Here is a 16,352-nt window from a genome sequence, read left to right as displayed (position 1 = left end):
TATTCCGAGAACCGTGGTGTGTCAACTCGACGCATGAAGTACTTCCAGGGCGAGCCGCTCCGACACCTCGGCGACCTGCCGAGGATGGGTGCTGCACGCTATCGCGACAAGCTCGCGTTCGAGTACCGCGGGGCAGAGCTGAGCTACGCCGACCTGGAAGCACGCGCCAATCGGGTGGCGAACGTGCTCGTCGACGAGGGGGTCGAGCCGGGCGACCGGGTGGCGCTCTACCTCGAGAACAGCCTCCAGTTCCCCGAAGCGCTCTTCGGTGTCATCAAGGCCGGGGCGGTGGCGGTCCCGCTCAACCACCGGATGGACCTCGACCGCCTGACGTACATCCTGCAGGACGCCGACGCCCGCGCGCTCGTCGGGAGCGAGGTGTTCCCGTCGGTGGTGACGGACCTCGCCGCGCACGTTCCGACGACGTTCTTTCCGGGCGGCGGTGACGGCCACGAGGACTACGACGCACTCGTCGACGCCGCGAGCGACGAGTTCGAGACGAGGGCGAGAGCGTTCGACGACGTGGCGCTCCAGCCGTACACGTCGGGGACGACCGGCGACCCGAAGGGCGTCCTGACGACGCACCGGAACCTCCTCTCGACCGCGCAGGCGTACCAGTCGCGTTCCGGGACCGACCCCGAACAGGACATCGCGCTCCTGGTGTTGCCGCTGTTCCACATGTACGGGCTCTCGACGGTGATGCTGACCCAACTGTACGGCGGCGGCTCTATCGTCCTGAAGACGCTCCCCGTTCCGTCGGCACTCCTGCAGGCCATCACCGACCACGAGGTGACACAGTTCGCCGGCATCCCCGCCATCTTCATCGGGATGGTCAGCGAGTACGAGTCGAACCCGGAGGCGTACGACCTCTCCTCGATCGAGACCGTGGGCTCGGGCGCCGCGCCGCTCGCGGACGACACCCGCCGCCGCATCGAACAGGTGTTCGACAGTCAGCTGACGGAGGGCTGGGGGATGACCGAGACGTCGCCGGCGGGGACGACCGATTCGGCGTACGGCCCCTCGAAGGCCGCGGGCTGTATCGGCCAGCCGCTCCCCGACGTGGAGCTTCGTCTCGTCGACCCACAGACCCGCGAGCTTCGGGTGAGCGAGCACGAACTCGACCCGACGAGCGCCGCGAGCCTCGCGGACCGCGATTTCGAGGAGGAGACGCAGGTGCTGGGCGAAATCGCCATCCGAGGGCCGAACGTCTTCGCGGGCTACTACGGCCTCCCCGAGAAGAACATCGAGGTGTTCGACCGCGACCCGGACGACGACGGGAGCGAGCCGCGACGCGAGACCGAGTGGTTCTACACCGGCGACATCGCCCGGGTCGACGAGGACCGCTACCTCTGGATGGTCGACCGCGCCGACGACATGATGATCGTCGGCGGCGAGAACGTCTATCCTGCGGAGGTCGAGGACGCGCTGTTCGAACACGAGCACGTGCAGGCCGCGGCGGTCGTCGCCGCTCCACACGAGGTGAAAGGCGAAGCGCCGGTCGCGTTCGTCGTCCTCGAACCGAACGCCCCCGAGATGACCGAGCGCGACCTCCGCGAGTTCGCGCTCCAGCACGTCGCTTCCTACGCCCATCCGCGGCGCATCTTCTTCGTCGACGAATTGCCGCGCTCGGGCACCCAGAAAGTCCAGCGGTACAAACTCGAGGCGGACGCGAAGCGTCGGCTCGGCGGGCCGCTGGAGTCGAGCGAGAAGCTGTGAGCGAGCCAGAACGGCTCACCTCCGGCTGATTAGTGACCGACGCGAAACAGCCGTTTCCGGGTGGTAGGAACTCTATAACGAAGTCACAGAGGTTGGAGTGGGCGGGCACACATGTCGCGTGTCAGGCTCGAACTATGTGTTCGTTCACTCGCAGCGCGGGAGGGGGGACCGCACCGACGAGAGATTCTCGAACAGGTGGAATCGCTGGTGGAACGTGGGACGGTCGACGACTACGAGGTCGTCGTGTGGGGCGCGGCCATCCCGACCGACACTGACCACGAACTCGGCGCCCGGCTCGACGCGTTCCGGGCGTGGGCCGCCGAGACCGACGCCGAGTTGGTCGGCGTCGAGGAGCGACAGACTGGGTCGCTCGTCGACGAGCCGTACCAGGTCACGACGCTCCCGGTGCTCGCGGTCGCCGAGTACCACGACGGCGACCTCGTCGCCGTGACGCCGAGCGAGCAGAACGGCGCGATCCGGACGGTCGCCGACCACGTCGGGGCGCTACAGGAAGCCAACCCACCCGTAGAACAGCCGCTTACCGCGTCGGACTGAGCGACGGGAGGCGGTCCGTTCGCCCCCCGAAAGCGAAGGTTTTCTTCGTCGGGTCCGAGCTTACCGAAGGCGCCGTCGGGACGCTGCCGAACGTACTGACACTACGTCACAAATAACGAAGCCGTCACGGAGCGAGCGTGATTGCTGTCCGCGAGTGCGGGCATGATCACCATGGCAACGATGGAATATCACGCGAAAGACGACGTACAGCAGACGCGCGAGGACATCGAGGAGACGCTCGGATTCGTCCCGGGATTCCTCGACGCGCTGTCGGAAGAGGACCTCGTCAACGAGTGGCCGACGTTCAAGAAGTACAACTTCGGCGAGACCGAGATTCCGGCGAAGTATCGCGAGCTCATCGGGCTGGCGGTCGCAGCCAACATCAAGTGTCCGTACTGCCAGTACTTCCACCGCGAGGCCGCGAAGATGCATGGGGCGACCGACGCCGAACTCGCGGAGATCACCTACCTCTCCAGCATCACCGCTCGGTACAGCTCGATGCTCCACGCACAGCACTACGACCACGACACGTTCGAAGACGAGTTCGACCGCATCGGGGCACACCTCACGAAGTAGGCCCGAGCCGGTGGTGTGTGAGTGCATAGCACTCGCCACCGTCTCTAAACGCTTATGGGCCGGTGCCGACTTCGTTCCGCCATGAGCGACATCACGGTCACGCTTCCCGACGGCTCCGAGCTCTCCGTGCCGGAGGGGTCGTCCGTCGAGGACGTGGCCTACGAAATCGGTCCCGGTCTCGGTGCTGATACGGTGGCGGGCGTGGTGAACGGCGAACTGGTCGACAAAGTCGATTCCGTGAGCGACGGCGACCGCATCGTCATCGTCACCGACCAGTCCGACGAGTACCTGCAGGTGCTCCGCCACTCCGCAGCCCACGTCTTCGCACAGGCGCTCCAGCGACTCCACCCGGAGGCGAAGCTCACCATCGGCCCGCCGACCGAGGAGGGGTTCTACTACGACGTGACGAACGTCGACCTCGACGAGGACGACCTGCCGGCCATCGAGGCGGAGATGCAGGAGATCATCGCGGCCGACTACGACATCGAGCGGTACGAACTCCCCCACGAGGAGGCCGTCGAGAAGTACGGCGACAACGAGTACAAACGCGACATCCTCGAGACGGAGGCGGCGGGCGAGAAGACGGTCTCGTTCTACAAGCAGGACGGCTGGGAGGACCTCTGTCAGGGGCCGCACGTCGAGTCCACCGGGGAAATCGGCGCCATCAAGCTCCTGAACATCTCGGCGTCCTACTGGCGCGGCGACGAGGAGAACGACACGCTCACCCGCGTCTCCGGCACGGCGTTCGAGAAGGCGTCCGACCTCGAGAACTACCTCGAGATGCGCGAGGAGGCGAAGGAGCGTGACCACCGGAAGCTCGGCCAGGAGATGGACCTGTTCTCCATCCCGACAGTGACGGGGCCGGGGCTCCCACTGTACCACCCCAACGGCAAGCAGATCCTCTCTGAGCTGGAGGGCTACGTCAACCAGATGAACCGGGATGCGGGCTACGACCAGGTCGAGACGCCCCACGTGTTCCGCACGGAGCTCTGGAAGAAGTCGGGCCACTACGACAACTACGTCGACGACATGTTCCTGCTCGACGTGAACGACGAGGAGTACGGCCTGAAGCCGATGAACTGTCCCGGCCACGCGACCATCTTCGACCAGCACAACTGGTCGTACCGCGATCTGCCCGTGCGGTACTTCGAGAACGGGAAGGTGTATCGGAAAGAGCAGCGGGGCGAACTCTCGGGGCTCTCGCGCGTGTGGGCGTTCACCATCGACGACGGCCACCTGTTCTGTCGGCCAGACCAGATCGAACAGGAGGTCCGCCAGATCATGGACATGATCTTCGAGGTCATCGGCCACTTCGACCTCGAGGTTGAGGTGGCACTCGCCACCAGACCCGAGAAATCCGTCGGCGGCGACGAGATCTGGGAGCAGGCGGAGTCACAGCTCCGTGACGTCCTCGAGTCCGACAACTACGACTACGGCATCGAGGACGGCGACGGCGCCTTCTACGGCCCGAAGATCGACTTCGCGTTCGAGGACGCGCTCGGCCGGTCGTGGGACGGCCCGACGGTGCAACTCGACTTCAACATGCCCGAGCGGTTCGACCTCACGTACACGGGCGAGGACAACGAGGAGCACCGCCCGGTGATGATTCACCGCGCACTGTACGGGAGTTTCGAGCGGTTCTTCATGGTGCTCATCGAGCACTTCAATGGGAACTTCCCCACGTGGCTCGCGCCCGAACAGGTCCGCATCCTTCCCATCTCGGACGACCACCTGGGGTACGCCCACCGGGTCAAGAACGAGCTCGGCGACTACCGCGTCGAGGTCGAGGACCGCGACTGGACCATCGGGCGGAAGATCCGCGCCGCCCACGACGACCGCGTCCCGTACATGCTCGTCGTCGGCGGGAACGAGGCGGAGGCCGGGACGGTCTCCGTGCGCGACCGCTTCGAGAACGAGGCAAACGACGTCGACATCGAGACGTTCCGCGACCACCTCGCGGCCGAAGTCGACGAGAAGCGCGTCGAGCCGGACTTCCTCGATTAGTCGAGCGGGCGGTCGACGCCCGTGAACTCGAACCTGGCGCCGCCCGAGTCGCTCTCCGTGACCGCGACCGACCAGCCGTGGGCTTCGGCGATCTGCCGGACGATGGCGAGCCCGAACCCGGTGCCGTCGTCGCTCGTCGTGTAGCCGTACTCGAACACGCCGTCCCGCTGGTCGGCCGGGATGCCGGGGCCGTCGTCCGCGACGTAGAACCCCTCCTCGAGGTCGCCGACCGTGACGGTCACGTCGGCGCCGCCGTGTTCGACACTGTCACCGGAGCGCTGTGCGCTTCGGTTGCCCGTGGAGCCATGCTCCACGCTGTCGTCGGGACGGCTCCCGCCGTCCCGACTGCCTGTCGAGCCGTGCTCGACACTGTTGCGAAAGAGGTTCTCGAGCAGTTGCTGGAGCCGCGACGCGTCCGCGAGGAGGGCACGGTCGGTCACGACGTCGAGGGAAGCCGTGTCCGACGCGACGGACGACCACGCGCCGGTCGCGGCCGACGCCAGCGACACCGGTTCGACGTCGTCGACGGTCATCCCCTGACGAGCGAGGGCGAGCAAGTCGTCGATGAGCGTCTCCATCCGGTCGAGTGCCCCGTCGACGCGGTCGAGATGCGGACTGTCGCAGTCCTGGGCGGCGAGGTCGAGAAAGCCGTTCGCGACCGCGATGGGGTTGCGGAGGTCGTGGCTGACGATGGAAGCGAACTGTTCGAGCCGCTCGTTCTGCCGCGAGAGCTCCTGTCGCATCCGGCGGTCGGTGATGTCGCGGCCGATACCGACCCCGCCGCTGAGCTCCCCGTCGGGGTCCCAGAGCGGCGCGACCTTGAATTCGTACGGGATGGTCGTGCCGTCGCGAGTGACGAGGGGCACCTCGATCGTGTAGCTCTCGCCAGCTCTGAACGCGGCTTCGATGCGTCGCGCGATGCCGTCGCGGTCTGCCTCCGGGAGGAAATCGAGGGTGTGCATCCTCGCGAGTTCGTCGTCGTCGTAGCCAGTTATCTCACGGGCCCGCCCGTTCCAGCGCTGGAGCGAGCCATCGGTGTCGAACACGTAGAACAGGTCCGGAAGTGCCTCGATGGCCGCTTCCGTGAACGCCTCCTGCTGGCGGAGCTCGCGTCGCTTCTGCTCGGCCAACTCGACGGTCCGAGCACGGTGGTCGAGCAGCGCGTCGACCCGGTCGGCGAGCGTCTCCGCCACGTCCGACAGCGACACGACGGCATCGACGGTTGCCAGCTCCCAGTCGGGGAGGCCGCCGTGCGACTCCCCACGCAGGAACAGACACGGGAGGAACACGCCACCGGAATCGTGCTTCCGCTCGAGAATCGTCTCGTAGTGGTGCGTCAGCGCGTCGTGGTCGGCGATACAGAGGTCGAATTCGGGGAGCGTCCCCTCGCTCGCGTCGGCGACGACCACGTCGTACCGGTCGTCGAGGGCCGCGACCGCCCGCTCGCGAGCCGCGTCGTCGTCCACGAGGACGAGAACCTGTAACCCGTCGGTCATCGCTCGCTCGACGGCGCTCGCAGGCGTTGCCGCGGCCCACGGCGTGTCCCCCACAGCCCTGCACCCACCACTCGATACATGGTAACTATATTGTCGAGTGACAGTATAAACGTTGGCAGGTCTCGGCCCGTCGAACCCGGCGGTGCGCCTACTCACCCCACTCGACGGAGTCGACCCCGTCGGTGTCCCGGAGGATGAACGGCCCGATGGAGAGGGTGTGTTTGGTGACGGTAGCGACCCGCAGCACGTACGCGAGCAGGATGACGAACGGCGCGACCGCGACGGTCGATCCGACGGTGAACGCGAGCACGAGGTTCTGGAGGCCGAGCGTCGTCCCGCCGAACGTCGCGTCGTTGAAGAAGGCGATCATGAACACCGAGACGACGAGCGCCGGCAGCGACGCCGTCATGATGGCCCGCGAGAGGTTGATGAGCTCCCACTGGAAGTAGAGCGTCTTGAAATGCTCGCGCGCCGGACCGAACAGTCGCAGCACCTCGGTCAGCTGGTCGAGCGCCTCGTGGGCGTCCTCGTCGAGGCCGTCGCCGTACTCGGCATCGATGCGCTGGGCGGCGAACACCTTCCACGAGTAGTTGAAGTCGAGCGCCGCCGACACCACTTCGAACTCGCCGAACTGTGCCCCCTCGAGCTCCTCGCTCACCTGCTCGGCGTTCTCGACCAGGCTGTCGGTCAGGTCTGCGACGGCCCCGGCCGCGGGACTCTCGGTCGCGACTGCCTCACGAAGGTCTCGGGCGCGCTGGCCGGCGACCTGCACGAACCCGCGGAGGAACTGGGAGGGGCGGGCTGGTGCGACCGGCGCGTCGAGCAGGTCCGCGGCGTCCTCGCGGAAGCGCATCGCCCCCTCCATCCGCTCGCGCTGATCACCCACCGCCCCGAGTTCCTGCGAGAGGACGAGTTGGTTCAGCGTGAGCACGAGCGTGACGCCGGTGATGGTCGCGGTGAGAAACCCCTGAAAGAGGGTGTCGACGGAGTCCGACGACCGGATGGCCCCCTCGACGGTCGGGTAGAGCGTCCCCGCGGCCTGCAGCGTCACGAAGAGCGCGAGCAGCAACAGGGCCGTGACGACCCGGCGGTCGGCCTCCAGTAGCAGCCAGAGCTTCCACCGGGGCGTCTCGGCCCGTTCACGGAGCCGGTCGCTGGGCTGCTCGCCGTCGTCGGTCATACGATTCGTTCACGGTGCCGAGTGAAAAAACACCGCCGTCGTCAGTTGTTCTCTTCTTCCTGCAGCTCTTCGAGCTCGGCTTCGACCTCCTCGTCGGTGACCTCGGTGTCGACCGCCACGTCCTCGGCGTCCTCGGTGTCGGGCTCCGGGGTGGGAGCCTTCCCCTCCTGTTCGCGGAGCGTCTCCAGTTCGGCCTCGATCTCGCTGTCCATCCGGCCCTGTGAGAGCTCGGCGTCGATGTCGTCGCGGTCGTCGAGGACGTTCTCGAACGCGCCGCTCTGTTCGAGTTCGTCCATCGCCGCCGCCCGCGCCTCCATCTCCTCGGTCCGCTCGCGGGCACGCTCGATGGCGCGCGAGGTGGTCTCCATCTCCTCGCCCGCACCCGTCATCGCCTCCGAGACGCGAGCGGACGCCTCCGCAGCCTCGTAGCGCGCCTTCATCGTCTCCTTCTCCGTGCGGAACCGCTCGATCTGGCTCTGGAGCTCGTCTTTCTTCTCGACGAGGTTGTCCTGCGTGTTCTGCAGGCTGGCGATCTGCGTCTCCAGCTCCTCGATCTGCGTCATCTTCTGTTTCTTCTTCTCCAGCGCCTTCCGCGCGAGGTCCTCGCGGTCCTGTCGCACGGCCTCACGCGCCTGGTCGTTGTGCTTCTCGACGTTCTCTTCGAGGCGACGCTTCTGAATCTCCAGCCGCTTCTTCTGGGTCGTGAGGTCGGCGATACCCTGTTTCACGTCCTGCAGTTCGTCGCGCATCTGCTCGTAGGAGTAGTCGAGCGTCTCCGACGGGTCCTCCGCCCGGTTGAGGAGGGCGTTGATTTTCGACCGGATGACGTACGAGGTCCGCGAGAGGATTCCCATGTCAGGGTAATGGGATTCGGGGGCTAAAAACCCTCACCGACTCTCCGAGCCGTCACGACCGCCAGTAGGCGCGGGTCAGCAGGACGAACACCGGGAAGATTTCGAGCCGGCCGACCCACATCAGGAACACCATCACGAGCTTCGATGGGGCCGGGAACGCGAGATAGGAGTTCATCGGGCCGACCGCGCCGAACCCCGGCCCGACGTTGCCGAGCGTGGCTGCGACCGCCGATAGCCCTTCGAGGACGGTGATGTCGGCGCCGGCACGGCTCGCATCGAGCATGAGGAACGCGAGCCCGGCGACGAAACAGAGCAGGTACAGCAACGTGAAGCCGTAGATACCCCGAATCGCGCGCTCGTCGAGGGGACGGCCCGCGAGCCGCACTGGAGAGACCGCCTCGGGGTGAACCGTCGTGAACAGCTCCCGACGGGCAGCCTTGAAGATGACCACCCAGCGGACGATCTTGATGGCACCGCCGGTCGACCCCGCGGAGCCACCGATGAACATGGCGACGAGCAGCACCGTCTGGAGGACGGGCGACCAACTGTTGAAGTCCATCGAGGCGTAGCCGGTCGTCGTCACGATGGAGACGACCTGGAACGTCGCGTGCCGGAGCGCCGGCTCGATGCTCCCCTCGATGCCGAGATACTGGGCGAGGAACTGCTCGCCGATACCGGGCGTGCGGACGATGCCCGGCCCGAGGAACAGGACGGCGGCGATGACGGCCGAGAGCACCCCGAGGACACCGGCGTACGCCCGGAACTCGGTGTCTCGGAGGACGACCTGGCGTTCACCGGTGAGCAGTCGCCAGAACAGCGCGAAGTTGGTCCCGGCGGCGACCATGAAGGGGATGACGAGCCACTGGACCGCAGCCGAAAACGCCTCGATGGAGCGCGCCTCGGGGGAGAACCCGCCGGTCGGCATCGTCGTCAGCGGATGGGCGACGGCGTTGTACAGCCCCATGTTCGGCGCCAGCCCGGCGAGATGCAGGCCGTAGAGCAGGAGCATCTGGAGGACCGTGAACCCGGCGTAGATGAGCCACAGCGTCCGAGCCGTCTCCGCGATGCGCGGCGTGAGCTTCTCGATGCCCGGGCCGGGCGCCTCGGCGTCCATCAGCTGGGCACCCCCGACCGAGAGTTCGGGGAGGATGGCGACGGCGAGGACGACGATGCCCATCCCGCCGAGCCACTGGGTGAGCTGTCGCCACAGGAGCAGCGCGTGCGAGTGGCGCTCGAAAGAGATGGAGCCCATCACCGTCGCGCCCGTCGTCGTGAACCCACTCATCGACTCGAACAGGGCGTTCGTGGGCTGGGCGAGCGTGCTCTCGGTTCCCATCCCCGCGACGAGATACGGGATGGTGCCGACGACGGCCACCGCGAGCCACGTCAGCGCGACCATCAGGAACGCTTCTCGGGGACCGAGTGTGGGGTCCGAGTCGAGCCGCTCGACGGCCAGTCCGAGCGCGACCGTGACGATGATGGCGATGCCGAACGTCGCGACGTCCTCACCGTAGACGACGGCGACGAGGAGCGGCAACACCAGCGCGACGGAGAGGTACTTGATGACCCGGCCGGTGAGAGAGACGCTGGCGCGCCAGTCGACGCGCAGTCTCGGGCGCAGCCCGTTCACCGATAACAGCGACACGTCCCACGAGACTCGGCTCGCGGCTATCAATCCACCGCTCTCGGTCGCTCGAACGGGGTCAGTCGGTCCAGAACTGTGGGGTGAGCAGCACCAGCACCGGGATGAACTCGATGCGGCCGACCCACATCAACACGATCATCGCCAGCCGGCTCGACGGTGGGAAGACGGCGTAGCTCCCGTACGGACCCGCCGGGCCGAACGCCGGGCCGATGTTCAGTACCGTCGACGCTGCCGCCCCCATCGCCTCGAACTCGCCGATCCCTACCGACGCGCGCGCCGAGGTGACGACGATGAACACCGTCAGGAGCGTGAACACGAACACGCCGAGCAGGACGTACGCGTGGATGTCGCGGACGGTCTCCTCCTCGACGACGGTGTCGCCGAGGCGGATGGGGCGGATGGCCTCCGGGTGGAGCTCGATGAACAGCTCCCGTCGAAAGGACTTCAGGATGACGAGCCAGCGGAACGTCTTGATGGAACAGGTCGTCGAGCCGGCCATCCCGCCGACGAACATCCCGAGGAACAGCAGGTGTTTCGCGGCGGGCGACCAGAGGTCGAAGTCCGCCGACGCGTAGCCGGTCGTCGTCACGATGGAGACGACCTGGAAGACGGCGTGGCGTATCGTGGGCTCGATCGCGTGGAACGTGTCGTCGACCGCGAGCACCGCGGCGAGCAGGGTGGTCGCCCCCGCGACGATGCCGATGTAGAAGCGGAACTCCTCGCTCCGCAGGAGGCGGTCGACCTTCCCGCGGCGGAGCGAGTACAGCAGCACGAAGTTGGTTGCCCCCACGAGCATGAACAGCGTGACGACGTACTGGACGATGGGGGTGAACGCCCCGAGGCTCTCGGCCTCCGGCGAGAAGCCGGCGGTCGCGAGCGTCGTCAGCGCGTGCGAGACGGCGTTGTACGGCCCCATGTTCGGTGCGAGCCCGCCGTAGTGGAGCGCGAGCAGAACTCCCGTGAGCAGCACGGTCAGCCCGGCGTAGAGGCTCCCGAGGATACGCGCCGTCTGTGAGATGCGCGGGGCGAGCTTGGTGACGTCCTGCGTCTGTGTCTCCGTCTCCATCAGCCGTGCGCCACCGACCGAGAGCTGCGAGAGCAGCCCCACTGCGAGCACGAGGATGCCGAGCCCGCCGAGCCACTGGAGCAGTTGGCGCCAGAACAGCAGCCCCTTCGGGTGCAGACTGAAATCGAGGATGACCGTCGCGCCCGTCGTCGTGATGCCCGACATCGACTCGAACAGGGCGTTGACCGGCGAGGTGAACACGCCCGTCCCCACGAGAAGGAACGGCACCGCCCCGACGAGCGCGACGGCGAGCCAGGTCGCCGCGACCATCAGGAACGCCTCGCGGGGATAGAGGTCCTCGCGCGGGAGTCGTTCGAGGCCGAGCCCGACGAGCAAGCTCCCGGCTGCGGGCGCGAGAAACGGCATCGTCGACTCCCCGTAGTAGAGCGCGACGAGCGAGCAGACGGCGAGCGACCCGGCGAGCCCCTTCAGGACGGTTCCGGTCAGGCTGGCGCTCGTGCGCCAGTCGACCCTCATAGCGTCTCGGTGACCGCCCCGACCGCGTCGGCGTCCGCGAACACGACGACGTGGTCGCCGTGGCGGACGATGGTGTCACCCCGCGGGGAGATCAGCTCGCCGTCACGCGTGATGGCGCCGAAGACGACGCCCGGCGGGAGTTCGCTGGCGAGGTCGGCGATGCGACGACCGACTGCCTTCCCCTCTTCACCCACCTCGAACTCCATCACTTCGGCGCGGTCACCCTCGATGACCGAGACGTTCTCGGCGCGCCGCCCCCGCGTGAACCGTGTGATCTCCTCGGCGGTCGCTTCCCGTGGGGAGACGGCGACGTCGATGCCGACGGCCTCGAACAGGTCGGCGAACTCAACGGTGTCGACGACTGCGACCGTCCGATTCGTGCCGAGGCGGTCGGCGAGCAGTCCCGCGAGCAGGTTCTGCTGATCGTTCTCGAGGGCGGCGATGAGCACGTCGGCGTCGCCGACGTTCTCGCGTTCGAGGAACTCCCGGTCGGTCGCGTCGCTCTGCATCACCGTCGTCGACGGGAGGTGCTCGGCGAGCCATCGCGCCCGTGTCTCGTCGCGCTCGATGAGGCGTGGCGCGAAGTCGCGCGACTCGAGGAGCCGGGCGACCTGGTAGCCGACCTCGCTGCCGCCGACGATGACGATGTCCTTCGGGACGGTCTGCTGGGGCGCGATGGCTGCGCTGAACTTCCGGGTGCTTTCGGGACTCCCGATGACGACGATATCGTCCCCCGCGCCGAGGACGGTGTCACCGCGCGGGATGACGATGCCGTCCTCGCGAACGATGGCTGCGAACGTCAGCGAGTCGAAGCGGTCCGCTTCCTGGACGGTCTGGCCGACGACGGGGCTGTCGTCGGGAATCTCGAACTCGGCCATCTGGACGAGCCCCTCCGAGAACATGTCCACGTCGCGTGCGGTGGGGAGGCCGATGACGCCGACGATGGTCTTCGCCGCCAGGAGGTCGGTACAGACCATGAAGTCGACGCCGAAGGTGCGGTCACCCCGCTCCCACGTCCGGAGGAACTTCGGGCTCTTCACCCGCGCGATGGTGAACACGTCGGGGAAGACGCCCGCGGTGCCGCAGGTGACGATGTTCGTCTCGTCGTCGTCCGTGCTCGCGATGAGCATGTCTGCGTCGGCGATGTCGGCGTCCTCGAGCGTCTCTATCTCGCTCCCGTCGCCCTGAATCGCCAGCACGTCGAGCGAGTAGGTGAGCGAGTCGACACGGTCGCCGTCGATGTCGATGACGACCACGTCGTGTTCGCGGGAGAGACTCTCCGCGATGCTGGAGCCGACCTCGCCCGCGCCGACGACGATCACTCGCACGGCGAACACCCTGGCATACGTCACCATCTCGGCCGGGCGTGGTAAGTCGGTTACTATCGGCGGTCCCCACGCTCGACAGCTACCGACAGTAGCGCCCGTAGTGACCCGAGCTGGCGAAGCCGTCGCGGGTGAGTTCGGCCGCAGTCTCCGGAGAGAGGTGTTGGTTCCACCGGAACCGACCGTGTGAGAGCCAACCGGCGTCGGTGTGCGTGGCCGACCCCCCACCGAAGCGGCCGACGACGTTGTGGAGCAGTTCGTGGGTCACGGTCCCGACGCGGACCGTGTACGGCGTCCCGTAATCTCGGGTGAGCGTCCCGTCCGCGAACGCCTGGTAGCCGGGGTCGGAGCCGACGCCGACGAAGCTCTCGTTGTCGACGTGGACGAGCAGCACCTGGTGGGCGAGACAGCCGTACTCGCCGACGTACGCGGACCGATAGTAGCGGTCAGCCAGCGCCGCAATCGTGGTCCGCCGGCGGTCACGGAGCGTCACCCGGCGGTCGAGTTCCGAACGGTTCGGTGGGAGGTAGTGAACCGTGATGCCCGCCGTCCCGTCCGGGTTCTCCACGGGCATCGACGCCCACGCCTGCTGGAGCGCCGTCCGCTCGCGCGTCGAGAGGGGGTCGATCCCCGGTGCAGTGACGACCTGCACGTAGAGGTCGAACCGGCGGGGGTCGCTTCCGGGGAGGGGCACGCTCCCGGGAGCGGTACCGGCCACCTCCCAGCCGTCGAGCAGACGGTCCCCATCTGTATCCGGGTCGTCCGGGTCGGTTCCCCAGCGTTCCTCCTCCGCGTTCCCGAGCCCGTCGCCGTCGGTGTCGACTAGCGACGCGTTGCCCGCCACCGGCCCCACCTCCTCACCGGTCACCTCCGCGGCGACGAGCTGAGCCGTCCGGTCCACGGGCGCGAGCCCGGTGCCGACGGTGGCGCCGACGAGGAACAGCGCGAGAACCGCCGGCCCGCCGAACCGGATGGTGGCCGCGACGACGAACGCGAGCCACGCTTTGACGGTCGACAGACTGCCACCGAACATGCTGTCGATGGACTGGACACGCGGCGGGCCGGCCGACGACATCACCGCCGTGTACGTGAGAGAGGGGTAAATACGTAGTCATTAGCCTGACATAAACGGCCGGAGTGACCCGGGGCGCTCGAGCCGTGGCTGTGACTCTAGACAGCAAACAGCAAAGCGCCTATACGTGTTGGGCGAGAACACGGACTCGCGAAGACTGACAGTCAGGGTGACGCACACCTCGTGCCCTCGGTGTGTGTCGTAGCGCGAGCCGTACGACCGTCGGCCGACGACGGCAGCCGTGAGTCACTCGTGCGCCCATCCACCCACCAGCCCTCGACCGGACACCATGACACGCCTTTCCCGCCGTCAAGAAGACGGTACAGCGGAGGAGACAGCAGACGACATCGACCCCGACAATCTCGTGCGGACCGCGGACGGGGAACTCATCGACGAGGAGACCGGTCTCATCGTCGAAGAGGACACCATCGACCACGGCCCCGAGTGGCGCGCGTTCAACCATCAAGAGAAACAGCAGAAGTCCCGCGTCGGCGCGCCGACGACGCAGGCGATGCACGACAAGGGACTCACCACGAACATCGACTGGCAGGACAAGGACGCCGCCGGTCGGACGCTCTCGACGGACAAGCGAAACCAGATGCGCCGTCTCCGAACGTGGCAAGAGCGCATCCGCACTCAGGAGAACGGCGAGCGCAACCTCCAGTTCGCCCTGAGCGAGGTCGACCGGATGTCCTCGGCGCTCGGTGTCCCCCGCTCCGTGCGCGAAGTCGCCTCCGTCATCTACCGGCAGGCGCTCGACCGCGACCTCATCCGTGGCCGCTCCATCGAAGGAGTCGCCTCGGCGTCGCTGCACGCCGCCTGCCGTCAGGAGTCGATTCCACGCTCGCTCGACGACCTCACCCGCGTCTCGCGGGTCGAACGCCGTGAAATCGGACGGACGTACCGCTACATCTCACAAGAGCTCGGGCTCGCGCTCGAGCCCGTCGACCCTCGCCAGTACATCCCACAGCTCGCCTCCGAGCTGGAGGTGAGCGACGAGATCCAGCAGAAGGCCGTCGAGGTGGTCGCGGAGACGACCGAGCTCGGGCTCCACTCCGGAAAGTCACCCTCTGGGTACGCTGCCGCTGCCATCTACTCGGCGTCGCGCATCGTCGGCCCGAAGCTCACCCAGCGCGCAGTGAGCGAAGCCGCCGACGTGACGGTCGTCACCATCCGCAACCGGTATCAGGAGCAGATGGAGGCGCTCGACGACGACATCGTTCACTGAACTACGCGACGCGCTCGAACAGTGCCGCCCGCTCGTAGGCGGCCATCTCCTCGACCGTCCGGCCACACAGCTGGAGATACGTCAGCGCCCGTTCCGCGTCGCGCGGCTGCTCGCGCATCGCCGTGGCCGCTGCGACCGCGTACGCATGGGCATCGCGTGCCAGCCCACGCAGCGGCGCCGCCTCCAGCGCCGTAGCGACCGCCGCGACTGCCTCGACCGCCCCCATGACGTCACCGACGGCCAGCAACGACGCCGCACGGTCGACGTAGTAGGCCGCGTCGTCGTAGGAGAAATTCATGCCACTAATACGCACGGTACGTATTTGAACTGCACGCTGAGCTAACAGGTACGTGCGACACGGCCGGACGTATTTTACCGCGCCCGCCCGAAATGGGAGCCAGATGAGCGAGTCGGTCACCGTCACCCTCGACCCGCACGTCCACAGCGAGGCGTCGTACGACGGTCACGAGCCCGTCGAACTCCTGTTGGAGCAGGCCAGCGAGATCGGCCTCGACGGCATCGTCGTGACCGACCACGACGCCATCGAGGCGTCGCGACGGGCCGCGAGGCTCGCCCCCGAGTACGACCTGCTGGGGATTCCGGGGGTGGAGGTGTCGACCGCTGCCGGCCACCTGCTCGCCATCGGCGTCGACGAGCGCCCGGAGCCGCGCCAGCCGTTCGACGACACCGTCGAAGCGGTTCGCGATGCCGGCGGCGTCGCCGTCGTCCCCCATCCGTTCCAGCGGACGCGCCACGGCGTCCGGAAGAAGCGACTCACCGACTGTGACGCCATCGAGGTGTTCAACGCTTGGGTGTTCACCGGCTACCGAAACCGGCGCGCACGGCGGTTCGCGGAGAAGTACGACTATCCGGGCGTCGCGGCGTCGGACGCCCACTCCGCGACGTTCCTCGGGCGGGCGTACACGGAACTCACCATCGACGGCGTCGGGTCGAAACGCAACCTCGACGGCACGGAGGTCGTCGAGGCGCTTCGCTCGGGCGACGCCGACGTCCACGGCCGTCGCCAGCCGCTCCGCTCCTCGGCGCGCCACTACCTCATCGGCGCCGGGCGAAAGGCGTCGTGGGCCGCCCAGCCGTACGTACCGAGCATGCTCTCCCGACTGTTCTGATACCCCCGGCGTGGCGTCGGCGGACGAC

14 protein-coding genes are annotated in these 16,352 nt (G+C 67.3%); 6 read left to right on the top strand and 8 right to left on the bottom strand.

Going from position 1 to position 16,352, the window contains the following annotated elements:
* The first annotated feature begins 33 nt into the window (after positions 1-33).
* From NL126_RS12610 to thrS, 4 genes are all read left to right on the top strand, one after another.
* Positions 34-1,716 carry a class I adenylate-forming enzyme family protein gene (locus NL126_RS12610; RefSeq protein ID WP_255195229.1) on the top strand — a complete coding sequence of 561 codons (1,683 nt, stop codon included), beginning with the start codon at positions 34-36 and terminating at the stop codon, positions 1,714-1,716.
* A 111-nt stretch (positions 1,717-1,827) separates the two neighbouring features.
* Positions 1,828-2,271 (top strand): HTH domain-containing protein, encoded by a 444-nt coding sequence (locus NL126_RS12605; protein ID WP_350355453.1) that lies wholly within the window; start codon positions 1,828-1,830, stop codon positions 2,269-2,271.
* A gap of 171 nt (positions 2,272-2,442) precedes the next feature.
* Positions 2,443-2,847 (top strand): carboxymuconolactone decarboxylase family protein, encoded by a 405-nt coding sequence (locus NL126_RS12600; protein ID WP_255195227.1) that lies wholly within the window; start codon positions 2,443-2,445, stop codon positions 2,845-2,847.
* 81 nt (positions 2,848-2,928) lie between these two features.
* Positions 2,929-4,851 carry a threonine--tRNA ligase gene (gene thrS, locus NL126_RS12595; RefSeq protein ID WP_255195226.1) on the top strand — a complete coding sequence of 641 codons (1,923 nt, stop codon included), beginning with the start codon at positions 2,929-2,931 and terminating at the stop codon, positions 4,849-4,851.
* On the opposite strand, the gene NL126_RS12590 is transcribed toward thrS, so the two are convergent.
* The 7 genes from NL126_RS12590 to NL126_RS12560 form a co-directional block, all read right to left on the bottom strand.
* Positions 4,848-6,401: a hybrid sensor histidine kinase/response regulator gene (locus NL126_RS12590; protein WP_255195225.1), complete on the bottom strand. Its 1,554-nt coding sequence runs from the start codon at positions 6,399-6,401 to the stop codon at positions 4,848-4,850. The genes thrS and NL126_RS12590 overlap by 4 nt on opposite strands.
* A 94-nt stretch (positions 6,402-6,495) precedes the next feature.
* Positions 6,496-7,527, bottom strand: a complete 1,032-nt coding sequence (locus NL126_RS12585) for a DUF7972 family membrane protein (RefSeq protein WP_255195224.1) — start codon at positions 7,525-7,527, stop codon at positions 6,496-6,498.
* A 41-nt stretch (positions 7,528-7,568) separates the two neighbouring features.
* Positions 7,569-8,381: a PspA/IM30 family protein gene (locus NL126_RS12580; RefSeq protein ID WP_255195223.1), complete on the bottom strand. Its 813-nt coding sequence runs from the start codon at positions 8,379-8,381 to the stop codon at positions 7,569-7,571.
* Positions 8,382-8,433: 52 nt separating this feature from the next.
* The gene (locus NL126_RS12575) at positions 8,434-10,002 is read right to left on the bottom strand and encodes a TrkH family potassium uptake protein (protein WP_350355502.1); all 1,569 of its coding nucleotides are present in this window, start codon (positions 10,000-10,002) and stop codon (positions 8,434-8,436) included.
* A gap of 82 nt (positions 10,003-10,084) precedes the next feature.
* Positions 10,085-11,569, bottom strand: coding sequence for a TrkH family potassium uptake protein (locus tag NL126_RS12570; protein WP_255195221.1), 1,485 nt, complete (start codon positions 11,567-11,569; stop codon positions 10,085-10,087).
* On the bottom strand, positions 11,566-12,897 hold the full coding sequence (gene trkA, locus NL126_RS12565) for a Trk system potassium transporter TrkA (RefSeq protein ID WP_255198845.1): 1,332 nt from the start codon (positions 12,895-12,897) through the stop codon (positions 11,566-11,568). The genes NL126_RS12570 and trkA overlap by 4 nt, the downstream gene beginning before the upstream one ends.
* Positions 12,898-12,976: 79 nt before the next feature.
* Positions 12,977-13,969 (bottom strand): hypothetical protein, encoded by a 993-nt coding sequence (locus tag NL126_RS12560; protein WP_255195220.1) that lies wholly within the window; start codon positions 13,967-13,969, stop codon positions 12,977-12,979.
* Positions 13,970-14,255: 286 nt separating this feature from the next.
* On the opposite strand from NL126_RS12560, the gene NL126_RS12555 reads away from it, so the two are divergent.
* Entirely contained in the window at positions 14,256-15,194 is a 939-nt protein-coding gene (locus NL126_RS12555; protein WP_255195219.1) for a transcription initiation factor IIB, read from the top strand.
* 1 nt (position 15,195) lies between these two features.
* Here the strand turns inward: NL126_RS12555 and NL126_RS12550 are convergent, their stop codons facing one another.
* Entirely contained in the window at positions 15,196-15,492 is a 297-nt protein-coding gene (locus NL126_RS12550; protein WP_255195218.1) for a hypothetical protein, read from the bottom strand.
* A gap of 103 nt (positions 15,493-15,595) precedes the next feature.
* On the opposite strand from NL126_RS12550, the gene NL126_RS12545 reads away from it, so the two are divergent.
* Complete coding sequence (locus tag NL126_RS12545; protein ID WP_255195217.1) at positions 15,596-16,324, top strand: CehA/McbA family metallohydrolase; 729 nt, start codon at positions 15,596-15,598, stop codon at positions 16,322-16,324.
* The last annotated feature ends 28 nt before the right edge of the window (positions 16,325-16,352 follow it).

It is taken from the genome of Halorarius litoreus, assembly GCF_024362405.1.
Classification (GTDB): Archaea; Halobacteriota; Halobacteria; order Halobacteriales; family Haloarculaceae; genus Halorarius; species Halorarius litoreus.
Note: the sequence above shows the minus strand (reverse complement) of the source record. Positions and strands in the feature narration are given on the sequence as shown.

Excerpts from the sequence above, each read along its gene's own strand:
- NL126_RS12555 (WP_255195219.1), top strand. The coding sequence starts at position 14,256 with ATGACACGCCTTTCCCGCCGTCAAGAAGACGGTACAGCGGAGGAGACA.
- NL126_RS12560 (WP_255195220.1), bottom strand. The coding sequence starts at position 13,969 with ATGTCGTCGGCCGGCCCGCCGCGTGTCCAGTCCATCGACAGCATGTTC.
- NL126_RS12585 (WP_255195224.1), bottom strand. The coding sequence starts at position 7,527 with ATGACCGACGACGGCGAGCAGCCCAGCGACCGGCTCCGTGAACGGGCC.
- NL126_RS12545 (WP_255195217.1), top strand. The coding sequence starts at position 15,596 with ATGAGCGAGTCGGTCACCGTCACCCTCGACCCGCACGTCCACAGCGAG.
- NL126_RS12580 (WP_255195223.1), bottom strand. The coding sequence starts at position 8,381 with ATGGGAATCCTCTCGCGGACCTCGTACGTCATCCGGTCGAAAATCAAC.
- NL126_RS12605 (WP_350355453.1), top strand. The coding sequence starts at position 1,828 with ATGTCGCGTGTCAGGCTCGAACTATGTGTTCGTTCACTCGCAGCGCGG.
- NL126_RS12600 (WP_255195227.1), top strand. The coding sequence starts at position 2,443 with ATGGCAACGATGGAATATCACGCGAAAGACGACGTACAGCAGACGCGC.
- NL126_RS12570 (WP_255195221.1), bottom strand. The coding sequence starts at position 11,569 with ATGAGGGTCGACTGGCGCACGAGCGCCAGCCTGACCGGAACCGTCCTG.
- thrS (WP_255195226.1), top strand. The coding sequence starts at position 2,929 with ATGAGCGACATCACGGTCACGCTTCCCGACGGCTCCGAGCTCTCCGTG.
- NL126_RS12550 (WP_255195218.1), bottom strand. The coding sequence starts at position 15,492 with ATGAATTTCTCCTACGACGACGCGGCCTACTACGTCGACCGTGCGGCG.
- NL126_RS12610 (WP_255195229.1), top strand. The coding sequence starts at position 34 with ATGAAGTACTTCCAGGGCGAGCCGCTCCGACACCTCGGCGACCTGCCG.